Annotated in this window: 22 protein-coding genes; 7 read left to right on the top strand and 15 right to left on the bottom strand. The window is 63.4% G+C overall.

Features of this window, described 5'->3' with window-relative positions:
• Positions 1–45: 45 nt before the first annotated feature.
• The gene (locus KVP10_RS03550; protein WP_217963106.1) at positions 46–1,035 is read right to left on the bottom strand and encodes a Bug family tripartite tricarboxylate transporter substrate binding protein; all 990 of its coding nucleotides are present in this window, start codon (positions 1,033–1,035) and stop codon (positions 46–48) included.
• 303 nt (positions 1,036–1,338) lie between these two features.
• Here KVP10_RS03550 and KVP10_RS03555 point away from each other — a divergent pair, with 303 nt between their 5' ends.
• Positions 1,339–2,208 carry an isocitrate lyase/PEP mutase family protein gene (locus KVP10_RS03555; protein ID WP_217963107.1) on the top strand — a complete coding sequence of 290 codons (870 nt, stop codon included), beginning with the start codon at positions 1,339–1,341 and terminating at the stop codon, positions 2,206–2,208.
• Positions 2,209–2,365: 157 nt separating this feature from the next.
• Here the strand turns inward: KVP10_RS03555 and KVP10_RS03560 are convergent, their stop codons facing one another.
• Positions 2,366–3,115, bottom strand: coding sequence for an AraC family transcriptional regulator (locus KVP10_RS03560; RefSeq protein ID WP_246600315.1), 750 nt, complete (start codon positions 3,113–3,115; stop codon positions 2,366–2,368).
• Positions 3,116–3,261: 146 nt separating this feature from the next.
• On the opposite strand from KVP10_RS03560, the gene KVP10_RS03565 reads away from it, so the two are divergent.
• Positions 3,262–4,260, top strand: coding sequence for a bile acid:sodium symporter family protein (locus KVP10_RS03565; protein ID WP_217963109.1), 999 nt, complete (start codon positions 3,262–3,264; stop codon positions 4,258–4,260).
• 156 nt (positions 4,261–4,416) lie between these two features.
• Here the strand turns inward: KVP10_RS03565 and KVP10_RS03570 are convergent, their stop codons facing one another.
• The gene (locus tag KVP10_RS03570; protein ID WP_217963110.1) at positions 4,417–5,166 is read right to left on the bottom strand and encodes a sulfite exporter TauE/SafE family protein; all 750 of its coding nucleotides are present in this window, start codon (positions 5,164–5,166) and stop codon (positions 4,417–4,419) included.
• 86 nt (positions 5,167–5,252) lie between these two features.
• On the opposite strand from KVP10_RS03570, the gene KVP10_RS03575 reads away from it, so the two are divergent.
• Positions 5,253–6,149 carry a LysR substrate-binding domain-containing protein gene (locus tag KVP10_RS03575; protein WP_217963111.1) on the top strand — a complete coding sequence of 299 codons (897 nt, stop codon included), beginning with the start codon at positions 5,253–5,255 and terminating at the stop codon, positions 6,147–6,149.
• Between the two features lie 33 nt (positions 6,150–6,182).
• On the opposite strand, the gene KVP10_RS03580 is transcribed toward KVP10_RS03575, so the two are convergent.
• From KVP10_RS03580 to KVP10_RS03590, 3 genes are all read right to left on the bottom strand, one after another.
• Positions 6,183–6,935, bottom strand: a complete 753-nt coding sequence (locus KVP10_RS03580; protein ID WP_217963112.1) for a GntR family transcriptional regulator — start codon at positions 6,933–6,935, stop codon at positions 6,183–6,185.
• Between the two features lie 147 nt (positions 6,936–7,082).
• Positions 7,083–7,847 carry an enoyl-CoA hydratase-related protein gene (locus KVP10_RS03585; RefSeq protein ID WP_217963113.1) on the bottom strand — a complete coding sequence of 255 codons (765 nt, stop codon included), beginning with the start codon at positions 7,845–7,847 and terminating at the stop codon, positions 7,083–7,085.
• A gap of 17 nt (positions 7,848–7,864) precedes the next feature.
• Positions 7,865–9,094 (bottom strand): CaiB/BaiF CoA transferase family protein, encoded by a 1,230-nt coding sequence (locus tag KVP10_RS03590; RefSeq protein ID WP_217963114.1) that lies wholly within the window; start codon positions 9,092–9,094, stop codon positions 7,865–7,867.
• 229 nt (positions 9,095–9,323) lie between these two features.
• Between KVP10_RS03590 and KVP10_RS03595 the strand changes: the two genes are divergently transcribed.
• Positions 9,324–10,355 (top strand): Bug family tripartite tricarboxylate transporter substrate binding protein, encoded by a 1,032-nt coding sequence (locus KVP10_RS03595; protein WP_217963115.1) that lies wholly within the window; start codon positions 9,324–9,326, stop codon positions 10,353–10,355.
• The gene (locus KVP10_RS21380) at positions 10,352–10,477 is read left to right on the top strand and encodes a hypothetical protein (RefSeq protein ID WP_281421950.1); all 126 of its coding nucleotides are present in this window, start codon (positions 10,352–10,354) and stop codon (positions 10,475–10,477) included. Before KVP10_RS03595 ends, KVP10_RS21380 begins: the two co-directional genes overlap by 4 nt.
• Before the next feature lie 9 nt (positions 10,478–10,486).
• Here KVP10_RS21380 and KVP10_RS03600 read toward each other — a convergent pair whose 3' ends face one another.
• From KVP10_RS03600 to KVP10_RS03635, 8 genes are all read right to left on the bottom strand, one after another.
• The gene (locus tag KVP10_RS03600) at positions 10,487–11,515 is read right to left on the bottom strand and encodes a Bug family tripartite tricarboxylate transporter substrate binding protein (protein WP_246600316.1); all 1,029 of its coding nucleotides are present in this window, start codon (positions 11,513–11,515) and stop codon (positions 10,487–10,489) included.
• 144 nt (positions 11,516–11,659) lie between these two features.
• Positions 11,660–12,880, bottom strand: coding sequence for a CaiB/BaiF CoA transferase family protein (locus KVP10_RS03605; RefSeq protein WP_217963116.1), 1,221 nt, complete (start codon positions 12,878–12,880; stop codon positions 11,660–11,662).
• Positions 12,881–12,901: 21 nt separating this feature from the next.
• Positions 12,902–15,241, bottom strand: coding sequence for an acyl-CoA dehydrogenase family protein (locus tag KVP10_RS03610; protein WP_217963117.1), 2,340 nt, complete (start codon positions 15,239–15,241; stop codon positions 12,902–12,904).
• A complete protein-coding gene (locus KVP10_RS03615) occupies positions 15,231–16,154 on the bottom strand; it encodes an amidohydrolase family protein (RefSeq protein ID WP_217963118.1) in 924 nt (307 codons plus the stop codon). Before KVP10_RS03615 ends, KVP10_RS03610 begins: the two co-directional genes overlap by 11 nt.
• Positions 16,151–16,768: a carboxymuconolactone decarboxylase family protein gene (locus KVP10_RS03620; RefSeq protein ID WP_217963119.1), complete on the bottom strand. Its 618-nt coding sequence runs from the start codon at positions 16,766–16,768 to the stop codon at positions 16,151–16,153. The genes KVP10_RS03615 and KVP10_RS03620 overlap by 4 nt, the downstream gene beginning before the upstream one ends.
• Before the next feature lie 22 nt (positions 16,769–16,790).
• A complete protein-coding gene (locus KVP10_RS03625) occupies positions 16,791–17,408 on the bottom strand; it encodes a glutathione S-transferase (protein ID WP_217963120.1) in 618 nt (205 codons plus the stop codon).
• 84 nt (positions 17,409–17,492) lie between these two features.
• A complete protein-coding gene (locus KVP10_RS03630; protein ID WP_246600317.1) occupies positions 17,493–18,176 on the bottom strand; it encodes a fumarate hydratase C-terminal domain-containing protein in 684 nt (227 codons plus the stop codon).
• A 34-nt stretch (positions 18,177–18,210) separates the two neighbouring features.
• A complete protein-coding gene (locus tag KVP10_RS03635; RefSeq protein ID WP_246600318.1) occupies positions 18,211–19,086 on the bottom strand; it encodes a fumarate hydratase in 876 nt (291 codons plus the stop codon).
• A 190-nt stretch (positions 19,087–19,276) separates the two neighbouring features.
• On the opposite strand from KVP10_RS03635, the gene KVP10_RS03640 reads away from it, so the two are divergent.
• Together KVP10_RS03640 and KVP10_RS03645 are read left to right on the top strand one after the other, a co-directional pair.
• Positions 19,277–20,254 carry a Bug family tripartite tricarboxylate transporter substrate binding protein gene (locus KVP10_RS03640; protein WP_246600319.1) on the top strand — a complete coding sequence of 326 codons (978 nt, stop codon included), beginning with the start codon at positions 19,277–19,279 and terminating at the stop codon, positions 20,252–20,254.
• A 58-nt stretch (positions 20,255–20,312) separates the two neighbouring features.
• Positions 20,313–20,969: a flavin reductase family protein gene (locus tag KVP10_RS03645; RefSeq protein WP_217963122.1), complete on the top strand. Its 657-nt coding sequence runs from the start codon at positions 20,313–20,315 to the stop codon at positions 20,967–20,969.
• Here the strand turns inward: KVP10_RS03645 and KVP10_RS03650 are convergent.
• Positions 20,960–21,886, bottom strand: coding sequence for a LysR family transcriptional regulator (locus tag KVP10_RS03650; RefSeq protein WP_217963123.1), 927 nt, complete (start codon positions 21,884–21,886; stop codon positions 20,960–20,962). The genes KVP10_RS03645 and KVP10_RS03650 overlap by 10 nt on opposite strands.
• Between the last annotated feature and the right edge of the window lie 23 nt (positions 21,887–21,909).

A 21,909-nucleotide genomic window follows, 5' to 3' on the forward strand; every position in this document is an offset into this window, starting at 1 on the left:
AGCGGCGCAGCCCCGGCGGGCGGCCCGGGCCGCGCCGCACCACGCCTATTGCACCGAGATATGGGCGTCCTTCACGACCTTGCCCAGCTTGCGTATATCGGCCTCGATATATTCCTTGAACTGACTGGTGTTCATGACCATGGGCTCGACCCCGTCCTTGGCCCAGGCCGCCTTGATGTCCGGGCTGGAAACGATCTCGCTGATCGCCTTGTTGAGCTTTTCCACGACCGCCGCGGGCGTCTTCTTGGGCGCCAGCACGCCCAGCCAGATATTGGCGCGATAGCCCGGCAGGCCCGCCTGTTCCATGGTGGGCACATCGGGCAGGATGGAAGAACGCTTGTCTCCCGTGGTGGCAATGGCGTGCACCTTGCCCCCCTTGATCAGGCCGATCATGGTGGCCGTGGCGTCGAACATGTAGTTCACCTCGCCCGCGACCACGCCGGTGCGCGCCTGGCCGCTGCTTTTGTAGGGGACGTGCACGACATTGATGCCGGCCATCGATTTGAACAGCTCGCCCGCGATGTGATAGGGCGTGCCCGTGCCCGAGCTGGCGTAGTTCAGCTTGCCGGGCTCGGACTTGGCCAGCGCGATCAGCTCTTTCAGCGTGTGGGCCGGCAGCTTGTCGTTGGCCACCAGCACCAGGCTGGACTGGTTGATGGGGGCTACCGGCGCGAAATCGCGCAGCAGCTTGTAGGGCTTTTTCTTCAGCAGGGTTTCGTTGACGGTCTGGGTGTTGGAATTGATCAATAAGGTGTAGCCGTCCGGCGGGGAATTGGCCACGAAGGCAGTGCCGATCACCGCGCCCGCCCCCGGCTTGTCTTCGACGATGAAGTTCTGGCCGAACTTCTGCTGCAGCCTCTGGGCGAGCTGGCGCGCATAGACATCGGCAGAACCACCTGCACCAAACGGTACAACTATGGTCACGGGATGATCCGGGTACTTGCCGGCGGCCTGGGCACCCAAAGGCGCCGTTGCCGCGAGCAAGCCCGCGATGCTCGCATACAGGGCCGCAGCCTTGATTTTCCTTGCAGGCATGAGTTTTGTCTCCGTTAATGATTTTTTTTTACGCCGGCGGACTCGCCAACGACATAGCACGGGCCACCCCGCGCCACACGCTTGCGCCGCTGCCGTGCCATTCCGATTTCGCGGTACAAGTCTAGCACAAAAATGTACCTTTATATTATTTTAAAGAACCAATATGTACATTACAAGGCATGCTGTACATGCCACAGGCCCCGGCTTGCCGCTCATGGTCGAGGCCACTACACTACTTGGCTTATTGGCATGCACTAGTATTCCAGCCTTAGTATCGGGATCCGACCGGAGGTTTTCCTACCCATGAGCAAGACAAGCAAGCAGACCCTGCGCGACAGGGTCAACCAGCGCAACGGCCTGATAGTGCCGGGCGCATTCAACGCCCTGAGCGCCAAGGTCGTCGCCGACCAGGGCTTCGAGGCGGTCTACCTGACCGGCGCCGGCCTGACCAATATGTACTACGGCATACCCGACCTGGCCTTCATCGGCCTGCGCGACGTGGCCGAGCACACAGCGCGCATCCGCGACGCCGTGGACATCCCGCTGATCGTCGACGGCGACACCGGCTTCGGCAACGCGGTGAATGTCTTTCACACCGTCAAGACCCTGGAACGCGCCGGCGCCGACGCCATCCAGATCGAGGACCAGACCTTTCCCAAGCGCTGCGGCCATTTCTCGGGCAAGGAAGTGGCCCCGCTGCCCGAAATGCTGGGCAAGATCCGCGCCGCCGCCGACGCCCGCGTCGACGAGAACTTCCTGATCATCGCGCGTACCGATTCGCGCGCGGTGCTGGGCTTCGAGGCCGCCATCGACCGCGCCCGGCAATTCGCCGAAGCCGGCGCCGACATCCTGTTCGTCGAAGCCACCGAAAGCCTGGAAGAAGTGCGCCAAGTGCCCAAGCTGCTGGAACAGCCGCAGCTCATCAACATCGTCGTGGGCGGCAAGACCCCTGCGCTCACCGCCGACGAACTGGGCGGGCTGGGCTACGGCCTGGTGCTGTACGCCAATGCAGCCCTGCAAAGCGCGGTGACCGGCATGCAGCGCGCGCTCGGCGTGCTCAAGCGCGACGGCAAGCTGGACGAGGATCCGGAACTGGTCGCCCCGTTCCGCGAACGCCAGCGGCTGGTCAGCAAAGCCGTGTACGACGACCTGGAAAAGCGTTACGCGTCGTGACGCCGCGGCGGGCCGGCCGTGACGCTAGTCGATGATGGCGCAAGCTCGGCGCATGCCGGCTGCGACCATCGTGCGGCAAGCGCTCGGCCGGCCTGCAGCACACCATGGCTGGTCGACGCACAGTTGCGGCCGCCCAACAGCCTGACGCGCCCGTCTTTTATGTAGCGGCCGCGCCGAAGTAGTCGCCCGGCGTGCTGCCGAACTGCCCGCGGAAAGCGGCAATGAAGGCCGATACGCTTTCATAGCCGCAGTCCAGGGACACGTCGGTGACGCGCTGGCCGCGCTCCAGCGCCGGCAGCGCAGCCAGCAGCCGCAGCCGCTGGCGCCAAAGGCGGAAGCTCAGCCCCGTCTGACGCATGAACATGCGGCTCAGCGTCTTGCCCGATACGCCCAGTTCGGAAGCCCAATGATCGAGGTCGGCCGGGCGCCCCGGATGCGCCTGCATGGCCAGGCAGACCCGGCGCAGCCCCGGATCGGCGGGCAGGGGCAGCACCAATGCGGCCTGCGGGGCCGCCGCCAACTGGTCCAGCAGCACCGCGGCCAGGCGCCCGCCGGCGCCGTCCTCGCGGTATTCGGCCGGCAGCAGGCCGAAGGCGCGGATCAATTCCCGCAACAAAGGCCCCACCTCCAGCACGCAGCACGCGCCGCGCACCGCCTCGCGGGCCACGCCCGCGGGCTCGATGTACAGGCTGCGGATCTCGGTGCCCGGCGCGCAGCGCGCCTTGTGCGGTGTGCCGGCCGCAATCCATACCGCCTGGCGGGGCGTGGCGTAGAACAGGCCCGTGGGAGTCTGCACCTCTATCACGCCCTGCGTCGCATAGGAGAGCTGGATCCACAGATGCCGGTGGCGGTGCGCGATGACCCGGTTGGCCAGGCTCTCGATGTGGCCGTACACTGGACGCGGCAAGGTTCCGAGCGCCTCTGCCTCACCCTGGCGGGGCGGGTGCGTGTCCGTTGAGCGATATTTCATATCCGATTGTAGTTAGCCGGAATCCCAGGAACACGTTAATGTATGGGTAACTTCCTTGCAACCCCCCGATCCGGATTCTTTTCATGCAACGTCTGCGTCTGCTGCTAGACAATTTCACGCTAATGCTCGTCGCCGTGGTGATCACGGCCAGCGTGCTGCCCGCCCATGGCCTGGGCGCCACCTTCTTCAGCGGCCTCACCACCTTCGCGATCACGCTGCTGTTCTTCATGCACGGCGCCAAGCTGTCGCGCGAGGCCATCGTCGCAGGCGCCACGCACTGGCGCCTGCACCTGCTGGTGTTCACCTTCACCTTCATCTTGTTCCCCATTCTGGGCTGGGCGCTGCGGCCGGTGCTGCAGCCGGTGCTGGGCGCTTCGCTGTATGCCGGCATGCTCTACCTGTGCGCCCTGCCGGGCACGGTGCAGTCGGCGATCGCCTTCACATCGATCGCCCGCGGCAATGTGCCGGCCGCGGTGTGCAGCGCATCGGCTTCGAGCATCATCGGCATCGTGCTGACCCCGCTGCTGGTCAGCCTGTTCATGCCCACAGGCTCGGGTTCCGTATCCATGCTGCACGCCATCGTCCACATCAGCGAAGAACTGCTGCTGCCGTTCCTCGTGGGCCATCTGATGCGCCCCTGGATCGGCTCGTGGATGGACCGCAACCGCAAATGGCTCAAGACCGTGGACCAGAGCTCCATCCTGCTGGTGGTCTATACCGCCTTCAGCGCCTCGGTGATAGGCGGCCTGTGGCAGCAAGTCCCCGTCCTGGACCTGCTGACGCTGATCGTGGCCTGCGGCGTGCTGCTCGCCATCGTACTCATCATCACGACCTCGGTGTCTCGCCTGCTGGGCTTCAACAAGGAAGACGAAATCACCATTGTTTTCTGCGGGTCCAAGAAAAGCCTGGCGACCGGCGTGCCCATGGCGCAGGTGCTGTTCTCGGCCAGCGCGGTAGGCCCGATGCTGCTGCCGCTGATGATCTTCCACCAGATCCAGTTGATGGTGTGCGCGGTGCTGGCCCAGAAATACCGGATGCGCAGCGAAGAGGCGGCGCATTCGCGCGCCCGCCAGGCGCTGTGAACCTGCCCGCCTGCTGAAATACCGGAACCAGCCAGCGCCTGCCGCGTTGGCGTTTCGGCCGGCTAGCGTATTTTCGGCGCAGATGTTTATGGCCTTCGAGGCACTGCGTATGGCGGATGCCGCAGGAAAGCGATAAACATCTGCGCCGAAAATGCGCTAGCCGTAGGCCCGCCAGAAGAACGCCAGCGTGATGCCGGTGGACAACAGCAGCGTGGCCGTGCGCACGGCCCGGGCCGAGGCGCGGCGCCCGAGCAGCGCGCCGCCGTAGCCTCCGGCCAGGCCCGCCAGCAGCAGCACCATCGTCTGGGGCCAGCGCACTACCCCGGCGGCGACGAAGGCCAGCACGGCCACCGCATTGGCGGCGCTGACCAGCAGCGTGCGCGGCGCATTGAGGCTTTTCAAGTCGCGGTCGTCCATCAGCCCCCAGACCGCCATCATCATAATGCCCACCGCCCCGCCGAAATAGCCGCCATAGACCCCGAGCCCGAACTGCACCAGCAAGGCCGCCGCCGGGTGGATGCGCCAGCGGCGCCGCAGGAGCTCTCCGGCCCTGCGGCCCAACGCCAGGGTCACAGTGGCCACCAGCAACAGCCAGGGCAGCACCGCGTCGAAAACGCGGGTGGGCGTCCACAGCAGCAGCGCCGCGCCGGCGGCGCCCCCGGCGAGCGTGGCCAGCATCAAGGCCCGCAGCGGCAAGGGCCCGACCGGCCCCAGGCCCGCGCGATAGGCCCAGGCGCTGGCAGCCCCGCCCGGAAACAGGGCGACAGTGCTCGAAGCATTCGCCTGTACCGATGGCACACCCGCGGCAATCAAGGCCGGCAGGCTGACGAAAGAGCCGCCGCCGGCCAAGGCGTTCATGCCGCCAGCAAGCAAGCCGGCGCCAGCAAGAATCAGGAAATCGTTCATAGCGGCATCGTAAGCAGCGCGGCCACACTCCGCAATCTGGCATTTCCGGTGCTAGACTTCGGAAAATACGAAATTAAGGAGGCGAATTGCGCTTCGATCCGGTCGACCTGCGCCTGTTTCTGGCGGTACTGGAACACGGCAGCCTGGGCCGCGGCGCCGGCGACGTGCACCTGGCGCCGGCCTCGGCCAGCGAGCGCATCGCCGGCATGGAATCCGCGCTGGGGGCCGCGCTGCTGCGGCGCCACCGCCGGGGCGTGGAGCCGACCGCGGCGGGCGAGGCGCTGGCGCGCCACGCCCGCCTGATCCTCGGGCAAATGGAACAAATGCGCGGCGAACTGCTCGGCTATGCGCGCGGCCTCAAGGGCAGCGTTCGGCTGCTCACGAATACCGCCGCCATGGCGCAGACCCTGCCGCCGCGCCTGTGCCGCTTCCTGGCGCGCCATCCCGACCTGTCCATAGACATGGAAGAAAAATCCAGCGCCGACATCGTCCTGGACCTGGCACAGGACAAGGCCGAACTGGGCGTAGTCGCCGATATCGCCGACTTCTCCTTATTGCAGACGCATGTCCTCGCCCACGACCATTTGCTCGTCGCGGCGGGGCCGGGACACCGGCTTGCCGGCCAGGCCAGCGTCACATTCGCCGCCATAGCCGGCGAGGCGTTCGTGGGAGTTGCCGACGCCGCGCTGCAGTCCCACCTGGACATGCGCGCCGCGCGCCTGGGGCGCCGGCTGCATTACCGGATACGCCTGAAAGAAATGCAGGACGTGGCCCAATTGGTGGAAGCGGGGGTGGGCATCGCCATCGTCTCCAGCGCGGCCAAGGCGCGGATGTCCGGCCGCCCCGGCCTGGCCTTCCTGCCGCTGGACGAGCCCTGGGCCCGCAGGACACTGCACCTGTGCGCCCGCGACTTCGGCGTGCTGAGCGTGCCCGCGGCCCTGCTGGCGCAGGGGTTGCAGGATAGCGGGGTAGAACCGAATTGAACCAGCAGCCTCCGAGCCAACCGGAGCCACGGCTTACTTCAGGCGTATGTCCAGACGCACCACGTCGCCGCGGTATATGCCGTCGCCGATGAACACAATGACCCCGTTCTGATCCACCGCGCAACGGTGCACGTGAGCCACGGGGGCGTTCAGGGGCAATTGCAACAACTCGGCGATTTCGGGGTCAGCCGAACCCAAGGTCAGCGTCTGGTGCGCCTCGGCGATCTCCAGGCCGGGCAGATCGCGCAGGATGCGCATGGAAGTCTTGGTCTCGAATGCCTTGGCGGGGATGCGCTTGCATACCTTTTCATCGATATAGACTTCGCCCAGGTAATAGGGCTTGCCATCGCGCCAATGTCGGCGGCGCCAATAGCGGTATCCCGTGGCCGGCTTGCCCAGATCGGGATCGATGGATGGCGGCACGCGGCGGTCCCTGGCCGCCAGAATTTCGATAGTGATGCCTTCCGGCGCGATCAACTGCCCGTCCCAATTCGTCGCCACTTCGCACCAGAACTGTTCCTGCGGCTTGGCCGTCACGAAGGTGCCTTTGGCTCGGTAACGAGCGATCAGGTGCTCCGCCTCCAGCAGGTTGAGCGCCTGGCGCACCGTCGCCCGGGCCACGTTGCATTCCTGCGCGAGCTCGTCGACGGTCGGAATCTGGGCGCCGACCGGCCAGACGCCCGATTCGACTCTGCGCCGGAACAGACTAGCCAGCTGTACATAGCGGGCAGCGGCGCTGCGGCTGAAGTCAATGGCAATATTGGATTGGTTCTGCTTATTCGGCATGGCTCGCGATTCGGCCCGAAAGATTCGTCGATCCTGGCGCCCGCGGCGCCGGGGCCTCCCCCGCAGGCTGTATATCTCCGGATTATATCCAGGGACCCGGGCTGCAAGCCCCAGACCCGGCGCCGAGAAGGCCCGATCGACGCCCCGTCAGCGCCCCTTGAACACCGGGGCTCGCTTTTCCACCGCGGCCCGGGTCGCCTCGCGTGCGTCTTCGGTATGCATGAGTCGCGTGCTGTATTGCTGTTCCAGCTCGTAGCCCTCGTCTACCGGCATGTCTTCCACGCGGTTTAGCGCCTCTTTCATGTGCGTCAGCCCGATGCGGCTCTTGGATGCAATGACCTGAGCGATATCCATGGCAGTGGGCATCAACAGGCGCGGAGTCACGACGCGTTCGACGTAGCCGATACGGTAGGCCTCCCAGGCGCTGATCTGCTCTCCGGTAAACGCCATGAGCCGCAGCATTCCCTGGGGCACGATACGACCGGTATGCGCTCCTCCTCCACAACGTCCGACATTGATCTCCGGCATGGAAAAAGTGGCTTTCTCGGACGCAATACGTATATCGCTGACCCCCGCCAGCACGCAGCCCGCCCCAAGCGCCGGGCCATTGACCGCGGCGATGACGGGCACCGCGCAATGGCGTATCGCCTTGAAGGTCGCTCGCACAACACGGGCGCGCGCTGGATCCTCTTCCGGAGTCGCGGCCAGGAATTCCTTGAGCTCCAGGCCTGCACAGAATGCCCGCGTACCCTTGGCGGTAAAGACGACCACATTGACATCGTCCATGCCGCTTATGGCCTCGAACATATCGGTAATGGCCTGGTAACGCGCCAGTGTCAAGGCATTGACCGGTGGCGCATCGATGGTGACAACGGCGATCCGTTCGCTTTTGTCCAGCAGAATTTCACTCATTACACAGTCCTTTGTCCTCAGATGACGCCGCTTGCCTTCAAAGCGTCGATTTTTTCCCGGGCATAGCCCAGGCTTTGCAATATGGCCTCCGATTGCTGCCCCAGCAAAGGAGGCGGCGCATCATAGGCAACGGGGTTGTTGCGAAACTTGATCGGACAAGCTACTTGCGGAACCTCGCCCCCCAGCGGATGCGGCAGGTTCAGCAGCATTCCACGATGCAGCAACTGCGGCTCCCGGAATACCTCGGGGATGTTATTGATTGGACCGCAAGGCACTCCTGCCCGGTCCAGCTCGGCAACCAATTCGTCGCGCCTACGCTGTTTGAATTCCACGCGCAACTGCCCTGCCAGCTCTTCGACGTTGCGCGCCCGGTTGACGTTCAAGGCATAACGCTCGTCGGCAGCCAGCTCGGGGCGGCCCAGCACCTTGCACAGCTTGCCGAACTGGCCGTCATTGCCCACCGCCAGAATCACATCGCCATCGGCGCAGGCATAGACATCCTGCGGCTGTATGTTGGGGTGGGCATTGCCGCGGCGCCTGGGGGTATTGCCCGACACCAGGTAATTCATGGCCTGGTTCGACAACATCGCCGCCTGTACATCCAGCATGCCTATGTCTATGTATTCGCCCTCGCCGCTGTGCTCGCGACGCGCCACAGCCGCAAGCAAGGCCACGGCGGTGTACATGCCCGTCATCAAATCGACGATGGGAACGCCTACCTTCTGGGGGCCGCCACCCGGCTTGTCGTCGCGCTCGCCCGTGATGCTCATGAGGCCGCCCATTGCCTGTATCAGGAAATCATAGGCGGCCTGATCCTTGCGAGGCCCGGTTTGCCCGAAGCCGGTCACCGAACAATAAATCAGGCGCGGATTGATCTTGCTGAGACTTTCATAATCCAGCCCGTAGCGGGCAAGCGCGCCCACCTTGAAATTTTCCAGCACGATGTCGCAGTCGGCTGCCAGCTCGCGCACGATCTGCTGCCCCTCTGGCTTATCCAGCGCGACAGTGATGGACTGCTTGCCGCGGTTGACCGACAAGTAATAGCCGGCCTCTGTGGTGTTGCCGCCGTCAGGCCCCTTCAGGAACGGCGGCCCCCAGGCACGGGTATCGTCGCCCGTGCCCGGGCGTTCTACCTTTATCACCGTGGCGCCCATGTCTGCAAGCAACTGCGTCGCCCAGGGCGCCGCCATGATGCGGCTCAAGTCGAGAATCCGCAAATGCGACAAGGGCCCTTTTTTTTCGTTCATTGATTCCTCCGCCAGGCGGTCCGGCGCATAAGCCGGGCATATGTAAAACATGCCGCGCCATCATACTTATGAATCATCAGTATAGTCTATATAGGTCAATAACACGACCTATTGACATAAAAAACAGGCTGCCCTAGCATAAACACAAATTCCACCGCCTCGCACGGCAGCGACGGGCGGGTTTTCGAGCGCACACAGTTCCATTATTTTCCAATCCGAAAGGCCCTCCATGACGTCCGTGACTACACCAATCGAAGACCGCGCCCATGTCGATCTCGACAGGCGACGCCTGCTGAGATATACCTGCGGCGCCGCCGTCACTGCCCTGGCATTGCCTATCGGCGCGCAGGCGGAAAGTTATCCGCGCAAGGCGGTCAGGTTAGTGGTGCCCTTCCCCGCCGGGGGGTCCTCCGATACCGCGGCCCGCATCGTCGCAAAAGGCCTGACGCAAACGCTGGGCCAGTCCTTCGTGGTCGAGAACCGGGCCGGCGCCGCCGGCACCATAGGCGTGGCAAGCGTAATCAGGTCCGCGCATGACGGCTATACGCTGGGCGAGGGCCCGGTGGGCGCCACCATCATCGCCAAGCTGATAGGCCTGCCGGTGCCTTACGATCCCGTCAAGGACATCATCCCCATCTCCAACATGGGCTCGTTGCCTCTGGTATTCGCCGTCAAGGCAGCCCTGCCGGTACACTCCCTGGCCGACCTGGTCGCGCTGGCCAAGGCAAAGCCGGGCAAGCTTTCCTATGGCACGTCGGGGGCGGGCACACCGGGCCACCTGGTATTCGAGTATTTCAAGAAGCTGGCGGGCATACGGGTTGCGCACGTTCCGTACAAAGGCGATGCCCCCTTGACCACGGATCTGCTCGGCGGGCAGCTCGAAATCGGGATTCTTACCGGGCCGGCTGCAGTCGCCCAAGCCAAAGGCGGCAAGTTGAAATACCTGGCAGTCACCAGTCAGGCCCGTTACCCGCAATTGGCCGATATACCGACGCTCATTGAATCGGGCTATCACGATTTCAGCATCGAGATCTGGAACCTTCTCATCGCCCCTCCAGGCACACCGGAAGCCATCCTGGCTACGCTCAATTCGGCCATGAATACCGTGCTCAAGCGGAGTGACACCCAGGCGGCGCTGCGGGCGCAAGGCTACCTGCCTCCGGCGCTCATGTCGCCGACCCAGGCCAGGGACTTCGTAGCCCGCGACCGGGCTCGCTGGGAAACCATAGTCAAGACCACCGGCGTGCATGTAGGCGCATGACGCCGCCGCGCGCCGAGCCGGCCAAGGGCGGCATTCTTTTCACCTTCGACGACAGGTTCGAAGTCGAAGGTCTGGAACGCGTTGCCCTGCTGGCCGAGATGCTGCTGTTGATCTATGGCTGAGGCTTGCGGCTATTGTGCAGTGATGTGCGCCTGCCGGATCAGGTCGCCCCATTTCTTTCCGTCCTTTTTTATGGCCTCGGAAAAAGCCTCGGGGGTACTGTGCAGGGGTTCAATGCCGTATTGCTCCAGATAAGTCTTCATTGCCGGCACCGTCATGACGGCGACGATTTCCTTGTTCAGATAATCGACAATGGGCTTGGGGGTACCCGCAGGGGCCAACACGCCCGACCATAAAGTCACATCGAAATTCTCGAAGCCCGGGGTTTCCGCAATGGCCGGAATATCGGGCAGCGTGGGCAAGCGCTTGCTGGAGGTCACGCCCAGCGCCCGGGCCTTGCCGTTTTTCACATAGGTCACGAAGTTAGAGACCGTGTCGAACATCATCGTAATGCGTCCGGCGAGGAAATCGCTGATCGCCGGCGCCGTGCCTTTGTAAGGCACGTGCAAGATATCGACATGCGCAATGGATTTGAACAATTCCCCAGACAAATGGCTGCTGCTGCCGATTCCCGAAGAACTGAACGTAAGTTTTCCGGGCTCTTTCTTTGCCAACTGTGCCAGCTCGGCCACCGAATGCGCCGGCACCGCCGGATTGACGACCAGCATATTGGCAGTGACATGCGTCAATGCTATGGGCGCAAAGCTCTTGACCGGGTCGTAGTTCAGGTGTTTGTACAGGCTCGGATTGATGGTGAGCACACCCATGGTGGAATACAGCAGTGTGTAGCCATCGGGCTTGGAACGAGCCACGAAATCGGCGCCAATCGAGCCCGCCGCGCCAGAACGGTTCTCGACCACTACACTCTGGCCTATTTTCTCGGACAATTTCTGCGCAAGACTGCGCGCCATGAGATCAGTGGCACCGCCGGCCGGATAGGGTACGACGAGCTTGATGGGCTCGGCGGGATATTTCCCGGCCGCCGAGGCGGTTCCCAGCACGGTGGCGAAACCGATGCACACAGCCAGGCCCCTTAGGCTCTGGCGCATAAGATTGGCGCCGGCATTTGGCTGCCGGGCAGGCAGAGTATTCCGTTGCATGATATGTCTCCTTGGATCTTCGATGTGCCCTGTCATGGGCTGTAGTTGAAATTGCTGTCTTCGAGGTAGAAGTCGACTATGGTTGACTACAGATTGATTTCCATCGGCTGCGCGCGGCCTGGCGTCGAGCCTGCAGGCCGCACGTCATATGACCTTCCTGGCGCGCAGGCCTTCTATGGCCTGGCGTTCCATGCCCAGCATCTCTCCCAGTATCTCGTCAGTGTGCTCGCCGAGGATCGGAGGCGGCCGCCTGTAGGCAACCGGCGTCTGCGATAACTTCAAGGGGTTGGCGATCTGCGGGATGTTTCCCACGGTCGGATGCTGCATGTGTACCAGCATCTGCCTATGCTGCAACTGGGGATCATCGAAGACCTGGCTCATGTCGTTGATCGGCCCGCAGGGCACATTCATGGCGTCGAGCCGCTGCTGCCAATATCGGACCGGCTGGGCCTTGATGGCCGACGCCAGCATCGGCACAAGCTCCTTCTGATTGCGCGCGCGCAGGCGATTGAGGCAGAAGCGCGGGTCGTCGGCCAGTTCCGCCATGCCCAGCAACTGCACAAACTGCCGGAATTGACTGTCGTTGCCCACGGCAATCATCAGATACCCGTCGCTGCATTCGAATGCCTGGTATGGGCAGGTGATGGGCGAAGCGGTGCCCATGCGCTGCGGCACCCGGCCCGAAATCAGATAGTTCATGGCGATGTGCGAAATGGCAGCGAACTGGGCGTCGAACAGCGCGATATCTACGTACTGTCCCTCTCCCGACTCATGATCCCGATGATTCAGGGCCGCCAGAATACCTATCACGGCATAGAAGCCCGCAGTCAGGTCGGACACGGCATAGCCTACTTTCTGCGGGCCGCCGCCCGGTTCGTCCGCCGCGTTGCCGGTAAGGCTCATCAAACCGCTCATGGACTGGAAGATCGGGTCGTAGCCAGGGCGATGACTGTATGGGCCGCTCTGGCCGAAGCCAGTGATAGAGCAATACACCAGGCGCGGGTTCAGTGTCTTCAATGAGTCATAATCCAGCCCATAGCGCGCCAGGTCGCCGCTCTTGAAATTCTCGATGAGCACGTCGCAATCGCGTGCCAGACTACGTACCAGGTCCTGGCCTTCCGGCATCGACATATCGACAGTGACGGAGCGCTTGCCCCGGTTCATTGCCAGAAAAGACGAAGTCTCGGCGGTCTCTCTGCCATCGGCGCCATGGGCGCGGTAGCCTTGCTGGCGTATATCGTCGCCGCGCCCCGGGCGTTCGACCTTGATCACGTCCGCCCCCAGGTCGGCCAATATCTGGCCCGCCCACGGGCCAGAGAACACTCGGCTCAGATCGAGTACACGTATATGCGAAAGACACTGCATGTCCATACTCCGCTTGAAAAATCAGACAGGCAACCCAAGCACGGCCTTGGCCAGGATGTTGCGCTGGATCTCGTTGGTGCCACTGAAGATTTTCGCCGCCGCGGCATTGAACAGAGGCATCTGCACGTTTTCGATGGCCGGAGCCTCGCCTTGCGTATCCGGAGCAAAGTAAGCGTTGCCTATCGTCCCGGCGTGCTCGCGCGCGGCGTCCAGCAGCAGCAGGGATATCCGCTCGTGCGTCTCGGTGGCCCAGATCTTCAGCAAGGAAACATCCGGAGGCAGCGGCTCGCCGCGCCGCGCTACATCCGCGAACGCGGCATAGGCAGCAGACAGGTCCGCCAGATCGATATGCAACTGCGCATAATCTGAAACAAACGCTGCATCCTGGAAGAGCCCTGCGTCCTCGGCAACTTTTTCAACCATGCCCAGGGTATTGCGGGAATGCTTGGGGCTGCCGCTGAACAGGCGCTCCAAGCCCAGCAGCGCCTTGGAAATGGTCCAGCCCTGGTTCAGGGCGCCGACCAGGTTCTCACGCGGCACACGTACGTTCTCGAAAAACACTTCGCAGTATTCCTCGTCGCCGGCTATCGTGCGGATCGGCCGCACCTGGACTCCCGGCGAAGCCAGGTCCACCAGCAGGAAGCTGATGCCGGCCTGCTTCTTGACCGTCTTGTCGGTGCGCACGAGCATGAACATGTGTGTGGCGTCTTGCGCCAGCGTGGACCATGTCTTCTGGCCATTGACGATGAAATGCTCGCCTTCTGGCACCGCTACGCAACGCAAGGCCGCGAGGTCGGAGCCCGCCCCCGGCTCGGAATACCCCTGCGCCCAGACATGCTCGCCGGACAGGATGCGCGGCAAGTACCGGGCCTGCTGCTCGGGCGTGCCGAAGCGCAGCAGGATCGGCCCCAACATGACCAACCCCTGGTCCGGCGGGCGTCCCACCCCATATCGTTCCTGCTCTTCGATATAGGCGATCATCTTGGCGGGCGATAATGCCATGCCGCCATGCTCCTTAGGCCAGGCCGGTGCAATCCACTTCTGCCGCGACAGGGTCGTATACCAGTCTTTGATCTCGTGCCAATGCAGGCGCGCGGTCTTGTGGCGTAAATGTTCGGGATAATGCCTGTGGAAAAAGGCGCGCAGCATACCGCGGAAGTCCGCCTCCGGCATGGACTCCCAATCGGCGTCCTGCGGAAATTCGGGCCACGCCTCGGCATCCGTCGACGCTACATCCATTTGCGCCGCTACGGCCCGCAGGCACGAAAAATAACGCCACTTGTGCGCCCGTGCATTGCCCAATTCGGCAAACAGGCAAAGCGCCCTCTTTAGCCCAAGCCCCACATCCGCTTCGTCCGAATATCCCATACCGCCATGCATCTGCACGGCCAACCGGGTGACCAGCCCTGCCGCCGTCTCGGCACGCACCTTCAGGCGACTGGCCTGCATGGATAGCTGCCGCTCGTCCGCCTCAATCGCGTCCAGCGCCTGTCGCAAGGCATAATCGAGCAACTGGATCTGCATGTAGCCGTCGACCATGCGATGCTGCAGGCTTTGGAAACTACCTATCGGCTTGCCGAACTGGACTCTTACCTTCATGTAGTCCAGGGTCATCTCGAAGACGCGGCGGGCAAGGCCCAGCAGTTGCGCCGCTTGTGCAACGCGCCCACGGTCCAATGCCGCGCACAGCAGATCAGGCACGGCGGCTCCTCGCGCCAGCACCTGTCGCGCCGGCACGCGATAGCCGCCGATGCGCAGCTTGCCGGCATCCGCCCCATCTATCCGCCGAGCAGCCTGGCAGGCCAATCCCGGCGCCCGCGCCGGCACCCAGGCAAGCAGAGGCGCGTCTTGCGAACCTGCCAGAGCCAGCCAGCCGTCGGCACCCGCCAATGGCGCGACCGCAACGTAGTTCCGGCCTATGATCGAGGCCGCTCCCTGCATCGGCTCTGCAGCAGGCAGCTCGGGCTCCGTTTGGCCCAATCGAGTCTGCCATGCGAGGGCAGGCACGAGAGAACCTTCGGCCAGGCCGCGCAGCAATTCGCTGCGCAGTTCTGTCTCAGGCAGGCTGCCCAACAAAGTTGCCGCCTGGACCGCTACGGCGACGAAGGGTTCGGGCACGAACGATCGCCCCATTTCCTCGGCGATGGCTGCCGTCTCGCGCAACCCGAGGCCCAGGCCGTCGCAATCCGGCGGGACGCACACGGCAAGCCATCCCGCCTGTGCCATGCTGAGCCAGATATCGCGATCCAACCTGCCGCCAGCCGCCGCCTGGGCGCGTATGCGCCGGCCCTGGTCGTCCCGGCCAAGGAAGTCGCGCACACTGTCGCGCAAAAGCTCGAGATCGCTCTGGTCAAACGCCATCGGCCTTCCCTTTCCGGCCGGCGTAGCCGTAGAGTTTGGCTGGGTTTTCCACCCAGACCTTGCGCCGCGCCTGATCATCGCCGAGCCAGCGCCAGGCCAGATCGATCAGTGCGGCTACGTCCGGCGCGCCGGCCCCCATGCGCACGTAGGGCCAGTCCGACCCCCACAGCACCTTGTCGGGATTAGCTTCGAACAATGCATCATGAAACGGCCGCACATCCGCATAGTTGGGGGCATCCCCGGACACCCGGCAGACCGACAGCTTCACCCAGATACGGTCGGCGCGCAGCAGCTTTTGCAGCAAGCGCATCAACGCGTCATCCAGGCCCCGCTGGGGCGACAGGCAGGCCATGTGGTCCACGACTATCGGGATTCCGAGGCCGGCCATACGCTCCAGATGTGCCAGATGGGCTTCGCGCGGCCCCCACACCTGCGCATGCAGGCCGGCTTGCGCCATGGCGGGGACCAGAGCGTCGAGGCTGTCGAAGCCAACGCTGCCCTGCAACAGCCGCCCGGAAGGATCCCGGGCTTCTACGAAACGCAAGCCGCGAACGCCGCCGGCATGCAGGTCCTGCAACGCCTTCGAGCTCGTCCCGGGCTCGGCCACGGCAACACCACGCAAGGCCTCCGGCCTGCGCGCAATTGCCGCCAGCAATGCCGAAGGATCCGTGCCATAGGGAGCCGGTTGCACCAGCACGCCACGATCCATGCCGACGGTGTCGAGCATTCCCAGGTAACGCTCGACTGGAGCGTCGGGTGCCGCGTAACTGGGCTGGTAGCGCAGTGGATAGCGCTCATATGGGCCGAAGACATGGCAATGGGTGTCGCAACTGAAGGCGGGCAAGAGTTCGCGCGGCACCCCAGGCATACGGGGGAGCTCCAGCTCTTGCGGAATAATGCCCTGGACGGTCATGCCGCCGGCTCCCGCAAGAGCGCGGCCGGCAAGGTCGTCAGCACGGGGGCATCCGCCGCCTCGGGCACGTCCAGCGGCGGTGGCGCATCGTCGGGCATGGGTATCTCATGTACATTCAGTGTCATGGACACCATGGTGTAGTAGCCGATCACCGCCGTGAGCTCGACGACGCCCACCGGCCCCCAGGCCTGCACCGCCTTTTGATACAAGGCCGCATCGACCGTTCCACGGGTGTGCAACTGGCGTGCATATTCATACACCAGCGCCTCGGACTCGTCCGAGAAAACGGGGGGAGACGATTTTTTCAAGGACTCGATGATCTCGGCCCCCAGGCCCGCCTTGAGCGCCGCCTCGCTGTGGATATGCCACTCGATCTGGCTGTTCCAGCGGCGCGCCGTCACCAGGATAGCCAGCTCGTTGAGTTTCGGCGGAAGCACCGTGTCGAAGCGTAATATTTCCCCCAGACGCTGCCAGCGTTCCGCGAGATCGGGGTTGTGCAGCACGGCGCGCAGCGGCCCCACCAGCCTGCCGCGCGGCCCGTTGACGATATTGTCGTAAACCGCGCGCTGCTGCGGATTCATGGATTCTAATGTCGGCAAAGGTATACGGCTCATGTCTGTTCTGTTCCAATAAATCCTAGGGCTCTTGGGTCGGTTCCGTATTGACGACAGAAGGCCGCCGCATGAATGTCTGCTCGTGCCAGCCTGCCACCGCCGGGGCTCGGCCGCGCCAATCCAGATCGGGGAACCGATAGTCGATGTACGACAGCGCGCAGCCTGTGGAGATCGCGCCGATGTCGAACTCCTGGGGAAGCTGCGCGGAAAAGGACTTTTCCAGGCTGGCCAATGCGGCATCGACTTTCAAGGCAAAGGCGTCCAGCCATGCCTGTGTCTGTTTTTCGCGAGGCTTGTTGCGCTCCTGGCGGAACAGCAGCAATACGTCCAACAGGCCGTCGCCCAGCGCCTGCTGCCGCAGGGCCCTGATGCGTCGATCCGGGTCGGTGGGGAAGACCAAGCTGGCCGCCCGTTGCGCCAGGTACTCGCAAATCACGCGCGAGTCGTACAAGGCATAACCATCGTCCAGCACCAGCGTGGGCAGCTTGATGAGCGGATTGTCGGGCAGCAGGTCGAGATTGGGCTCGGACATGGCGACGGGCGTACGCACCAGGTGCACATCTTCGAGCTGGCCAGTCTCATGCAATACGATCATGACTTTGCGCACGAACGGCGAACGCGGCGACCAATGTAGTTTCATGCTTCGATCCGTCTTTAGACTAAAAATACGTATCTATGACCTTTTAATCATATCATTCATTCCCGCGGCCGGCGACGGCCAAGTCTAGGAGCGCGTGTCGCCGCGTCCATTTCCGCCGCCGCGCCGGCCTGGGGAAAATGGCGCACGGCCTGTCCCGGTCGCGGAGCCGGCCGACTGGCGCGACGCATTCAGGTCTCCCATGATGGCATCATGGCGCTCATGCGCGCGGGCTCGCGCCTGGGCATATAGACTGGCGCCGTGCGCATCCATGCCTACAGTTACGGGACCCAGCCCGCGTACTTTCAGGCGCACCAGCCGATAGTGCGTGAGCATATCGCTCCAGCCCACCTCGAGCACTTCTTCGATAGCCTGCGACAACAAGGCGCAACCGCCTCCCAGGAACGAAAGATAGACGCAGCCCGTTTCATGCATGGCCTCGAGACACGTCTCATCGAGCCCGCCCTTGCCGCCGACCGCATGCAGTTCCAGCCCGCGCACCAGCCTCGGCATGTACGGATTGAAGCGCGTGCTCGTGGTGGGGTTCAAATACAACACTTCGAATCCTGCGTTGGCCTCGCGGCTGAAGCTGCCCAGGTGAAACAGCGACGCGCCGCGCAAGTCCATAGGTAGCGCCTCTTTGCCGTCCAGGCAGGCGAGAAGGCGCGCATGCGTGGGCAGCCCGGCTGTGACGACGATCTCGCCGTCCATGAGCACCTGGTCGCCAGCCCGCAGTTCGCGGGCATCTTCGGCCGACAGAGGAAAGCGCATTCTATGAGTCCGTATCGCTCCGGCCATGACAGCCTTACTCCATTACCTCGATCGCGCCCGAATTGTGCAGGCGAACCCGAGTGCGGCGATTGATCCAACAGTTGAAACACACCGCCACCGGAGTAAACCCGTGGCCAGCGGCATATTCGACATGGACAGCTAGAGCGGTGCTGTCTCCTCCCGTTCCCATCGGACCGAACCCGGTCTTGTTGATCGCTGCCACAAGCCGGGCTTCCATTGCGGCAAGCAAGGGCTCGTCGCTGGCCGTACCTATCGGACGCAAGGTAGCTTCCTTGGCCATTTTCGCCGCATAGTCGAACGACCCGCCTATGCCCACGCCTATGACCACGGGAGGACAGGGCTGGGAACCCGCACGGATTACCGTGTCCAGGACAAACTTCTCTATCGTCTCCAGATCCGGAAAGCTGAAGATTTCCAGCGCGGCCCAGCGCCCCGAACCCAAGGCCTTGGGCGAACATGTGATGTCGACATAATCCACATCGTCGACCATATCGAAGGTCACCAGTGGCATGTGCCTGCCCTTGTAGCCTCGCTCCAGGGTAAGGGGGTTGGTGACATGGGGCAGCAGCGGTGGATCTATGGACGCAACCAGTTCGTCGAAGCCATCGCTGATAGCCTTGCGCACGCTGCCTTCGAACCTGGCCTGCGAGCCGACGCGCACGAAATATACCGGCACGCCCGCATCCGAGCAGACAAACCTTCCCGTCGCCCTTGCCGTATCGGCGCTGCGGATCATCATGTGCAGAGTGTGGCGCGCCGTGGTATCGCCCTCGTCGGCGGCGGCGCGCGCCAGGGCATCGCGCGCGTCCCCCGGGATGCCCTTTAGGGCTCGCTCGTACATCTGCGCGGTAACCGTCTTGATCGTCTCGTAACTGATACCCACGCTCATGCTCCCCTGCAAATGAACCGCCTGGCCGCCCATATTCTCGGGCCAATAAACTTTAATGTCGTACTTATGACCTTTTTGATATAGTACAGGGAAAGTTGCGGCTCATCAATACAACGTCCAGGACGTCGAGGACCGCAATCCCAATCATTCGGCCAAGCGCCATGACATTCGCAATTGGATGGAGACAAACATGTCCGGAATACTTCGGCGCACAATGTATGCGCTATTGCTCGCATTGATTGCGGGGCCCTTTTCTTGCGCAGCGCCAACTCCCGCCTATCCGCAGCGGCCCATCACCCTGGTCAATCCCTATGCTGCGGGTGGCCCGGCCGACGTGCTGGCCCGCAGGCTCGCCAAGGAGCTCGGGGCCGAACTCGGGCAGCCGGTCATCGTCGAGAACAAGCCGGGCGCCGCGGCAGCGCTGGGCACCGCCTATGTGGCCCGGGCCAAACCCGACGGCTATACGTTGCTGATCGGCACCTCGGCCGGCCATGTCGTTACTCCGCTGCTGCATTCTGTGACATATGACGGCGTCGGCGACTTCTCGTTCATAGGCATCGTGGCCAGCCAATCGAACATGCTGGTGATCAACCCGCAATTCAAAGTGAACAATGTGGCCGAACTCATTGCCTATGCCAGGCAGCATCCCGGCCAACTGAACTTCGGGTCGGCCGGCACCGGCGGCGCCACGCATCTGGGAGGAGAGCTTTTCATGCAAAAAGCCGGCATCAATATTGTGCATATCCCATATAACGGCGCCGCCCTGGCGCTGACGGACTTGATCGGCGGGCAGGTGCAGATGGCATTCCTGAACCTTTCGGCCTGCCTGCCGCACATCAAGGACGGCAGGATCAAAGCGCTGGCCTATGCGTCCGCACATCGCTCCAGGCTGCTGCCGCAGGTCCCCACCCTGGAGGAATCCGGCATCCACGGCGCGGACGTGCCCACGTGGTACAGTCTGGCGGCTCCGAAAGGAACGCCCTCACAGATCCTCGACCGGCTCAATGCAGCCCTGCAGGCGCTGAACGCCCGGCGCGAATACGCGGCATTCATGGAGAGCCTGGATGCCGACCTGCTCTCGCTATCTCCGGCCCAGACCACGGAATTCGTCGAGCATGACCGTGACAGCATGGCCAAACTGCTGCGCTCGATCGGCTTGGCCAAGTAAACCGAGCCCCGGAGCCAGGCGCAGCACAGGGCTTCGGACTCCCGCAAGGATCGCCACCATGTCCTCATCCGAACACAGCTATACATATTTGGGCCGGGAAAGCCTCGACACGGAAACCAGTTATCGCCTGCTGGTCGGCTGCGTTGTGCCACGCCCCATCGCCTGGATCAGCACCTTGAACCCCGACGGCTCGGTCAACCTGGCGCCGTTCAGCTCTTACAACTATGTGGCCACCAGCCCGCCGATGCTGGCCGTCAATATCGCTACACGAGAAGGCGAGAACAAAGACACGGCCATCAACATCTCGGCCAATGGGGAGTTCGTGGTCAATGTAGTCGACGAAGCCTCGATGGAGGCCATGCACAAGTCGGCAGCCAACTATCCGCGCGGCACGAGCGAAGCCACGGCGCTGGACATACCCCTGCTGCCCAGCCGGGCCGTCGCGCCCCCGCGCATCGCCGGCACACCGGTGCAGATGGAATGCCGGCTCGACCAGAAGGTCGTACTGGGCCGTGGAGTCAATACCCTGTATATCGGCGAAGTAATAGCCTTTCACTTGTCCGACCAAGTCTATGACGGCCATCGTGTCGACAGCAGCCGCATCAGGCCCGTGGCCCGCCTGGGCGGGCCATTCTATTCGACGCTGGGCGAAATTATTCGCAAGCCCATGCTGCAGCGCCCGCCTGGCGGGGAAGGCAGTATCGATCAATCCTGAATACGCCCCGGCCGGCCGCGGCCGCGCTCGGCCAGCGCCGCCGCATAGGCCTGGTATTCCACCTGCGCGGCGTCCAGGAACGCCCGTATCAGCCCGGCCTTGGGCGAAGACCTCGACCATATCAGGCCGAAGCGCCGCGGCTCGCCGTAGTCGCCCAAAGGCAGGGCGACGATGCGCAACTGGGGCCCCATCAAGTTGGCGGCCAGCGGCACGATGGCCACGCCCAGGTCCAGATGCACCATCAGCGCGATCGATTCCAGGCTGTCCAGCTCGAAGCGCTCGCGCGGCTGCAGGCCGAGCCCCTTCAGGTAGCGGCCTATCATCTGCCCGGTCCAGCTATTGCGTTCGTAGCGGATGAAAGGCTGGCGCTGCAGCAGGTCCAGCGGCGCGCGCCCCGCATGCCGTTGCGAGACGAGCAATACGAAGGGCTCTTCGCGCAGCAGGCGCCAGTTCAAGCTCTTGGGCAGCGCATAGGGCGCCTGGGTGGCGATCGCCGCGTCCAGCTCCTTGTTCTCGACGGCCGGATAGAAATCGGCCGAATACCCCGGGTTGATCGTGACATTGACCTGCGGGTGCTTGTTGATCAGCCGCGCCAGCACATATGGCACGACACTGTGCAAGGAAGTGTTGCCGGCGCCCAGCCGCAGCTCGCCGCGCACCTCGTCGGACTTGGCGAGCGCGGTCAACTCGTCGATACTGGACTGGATATCGCGCGCCTTGTCCAGGATGCGCATGCCGGCCTCGGTCAGGTGCACGGTATGGCCGGCGCGGCTCACCAGGGCCACTTTCAGCTCGCTCTCGAGTGCGCGGATCTGCTGGGCCACGGCGCCATGCGTCAGGTTCAGGCGCCGTCCTGCCTCGGCCATGGAGCCATGCTTGTGGACCAGCAGCAATGTATTGAGAAACTTGGTGTTCATCGGGATCGCCAGGTGAAAAGACA

It is taken from the genome of Candidimonas humi (assembly GCF_019166065.1).
In the GTDB taxonomy this organism is placed as follows: domain Bacteria; phylum Pseudomonadota; class Gammaproteobacteria; order Burkholderiales; family Burkholderiaceae_B; genus Candidimonas; species Candidimonas humi.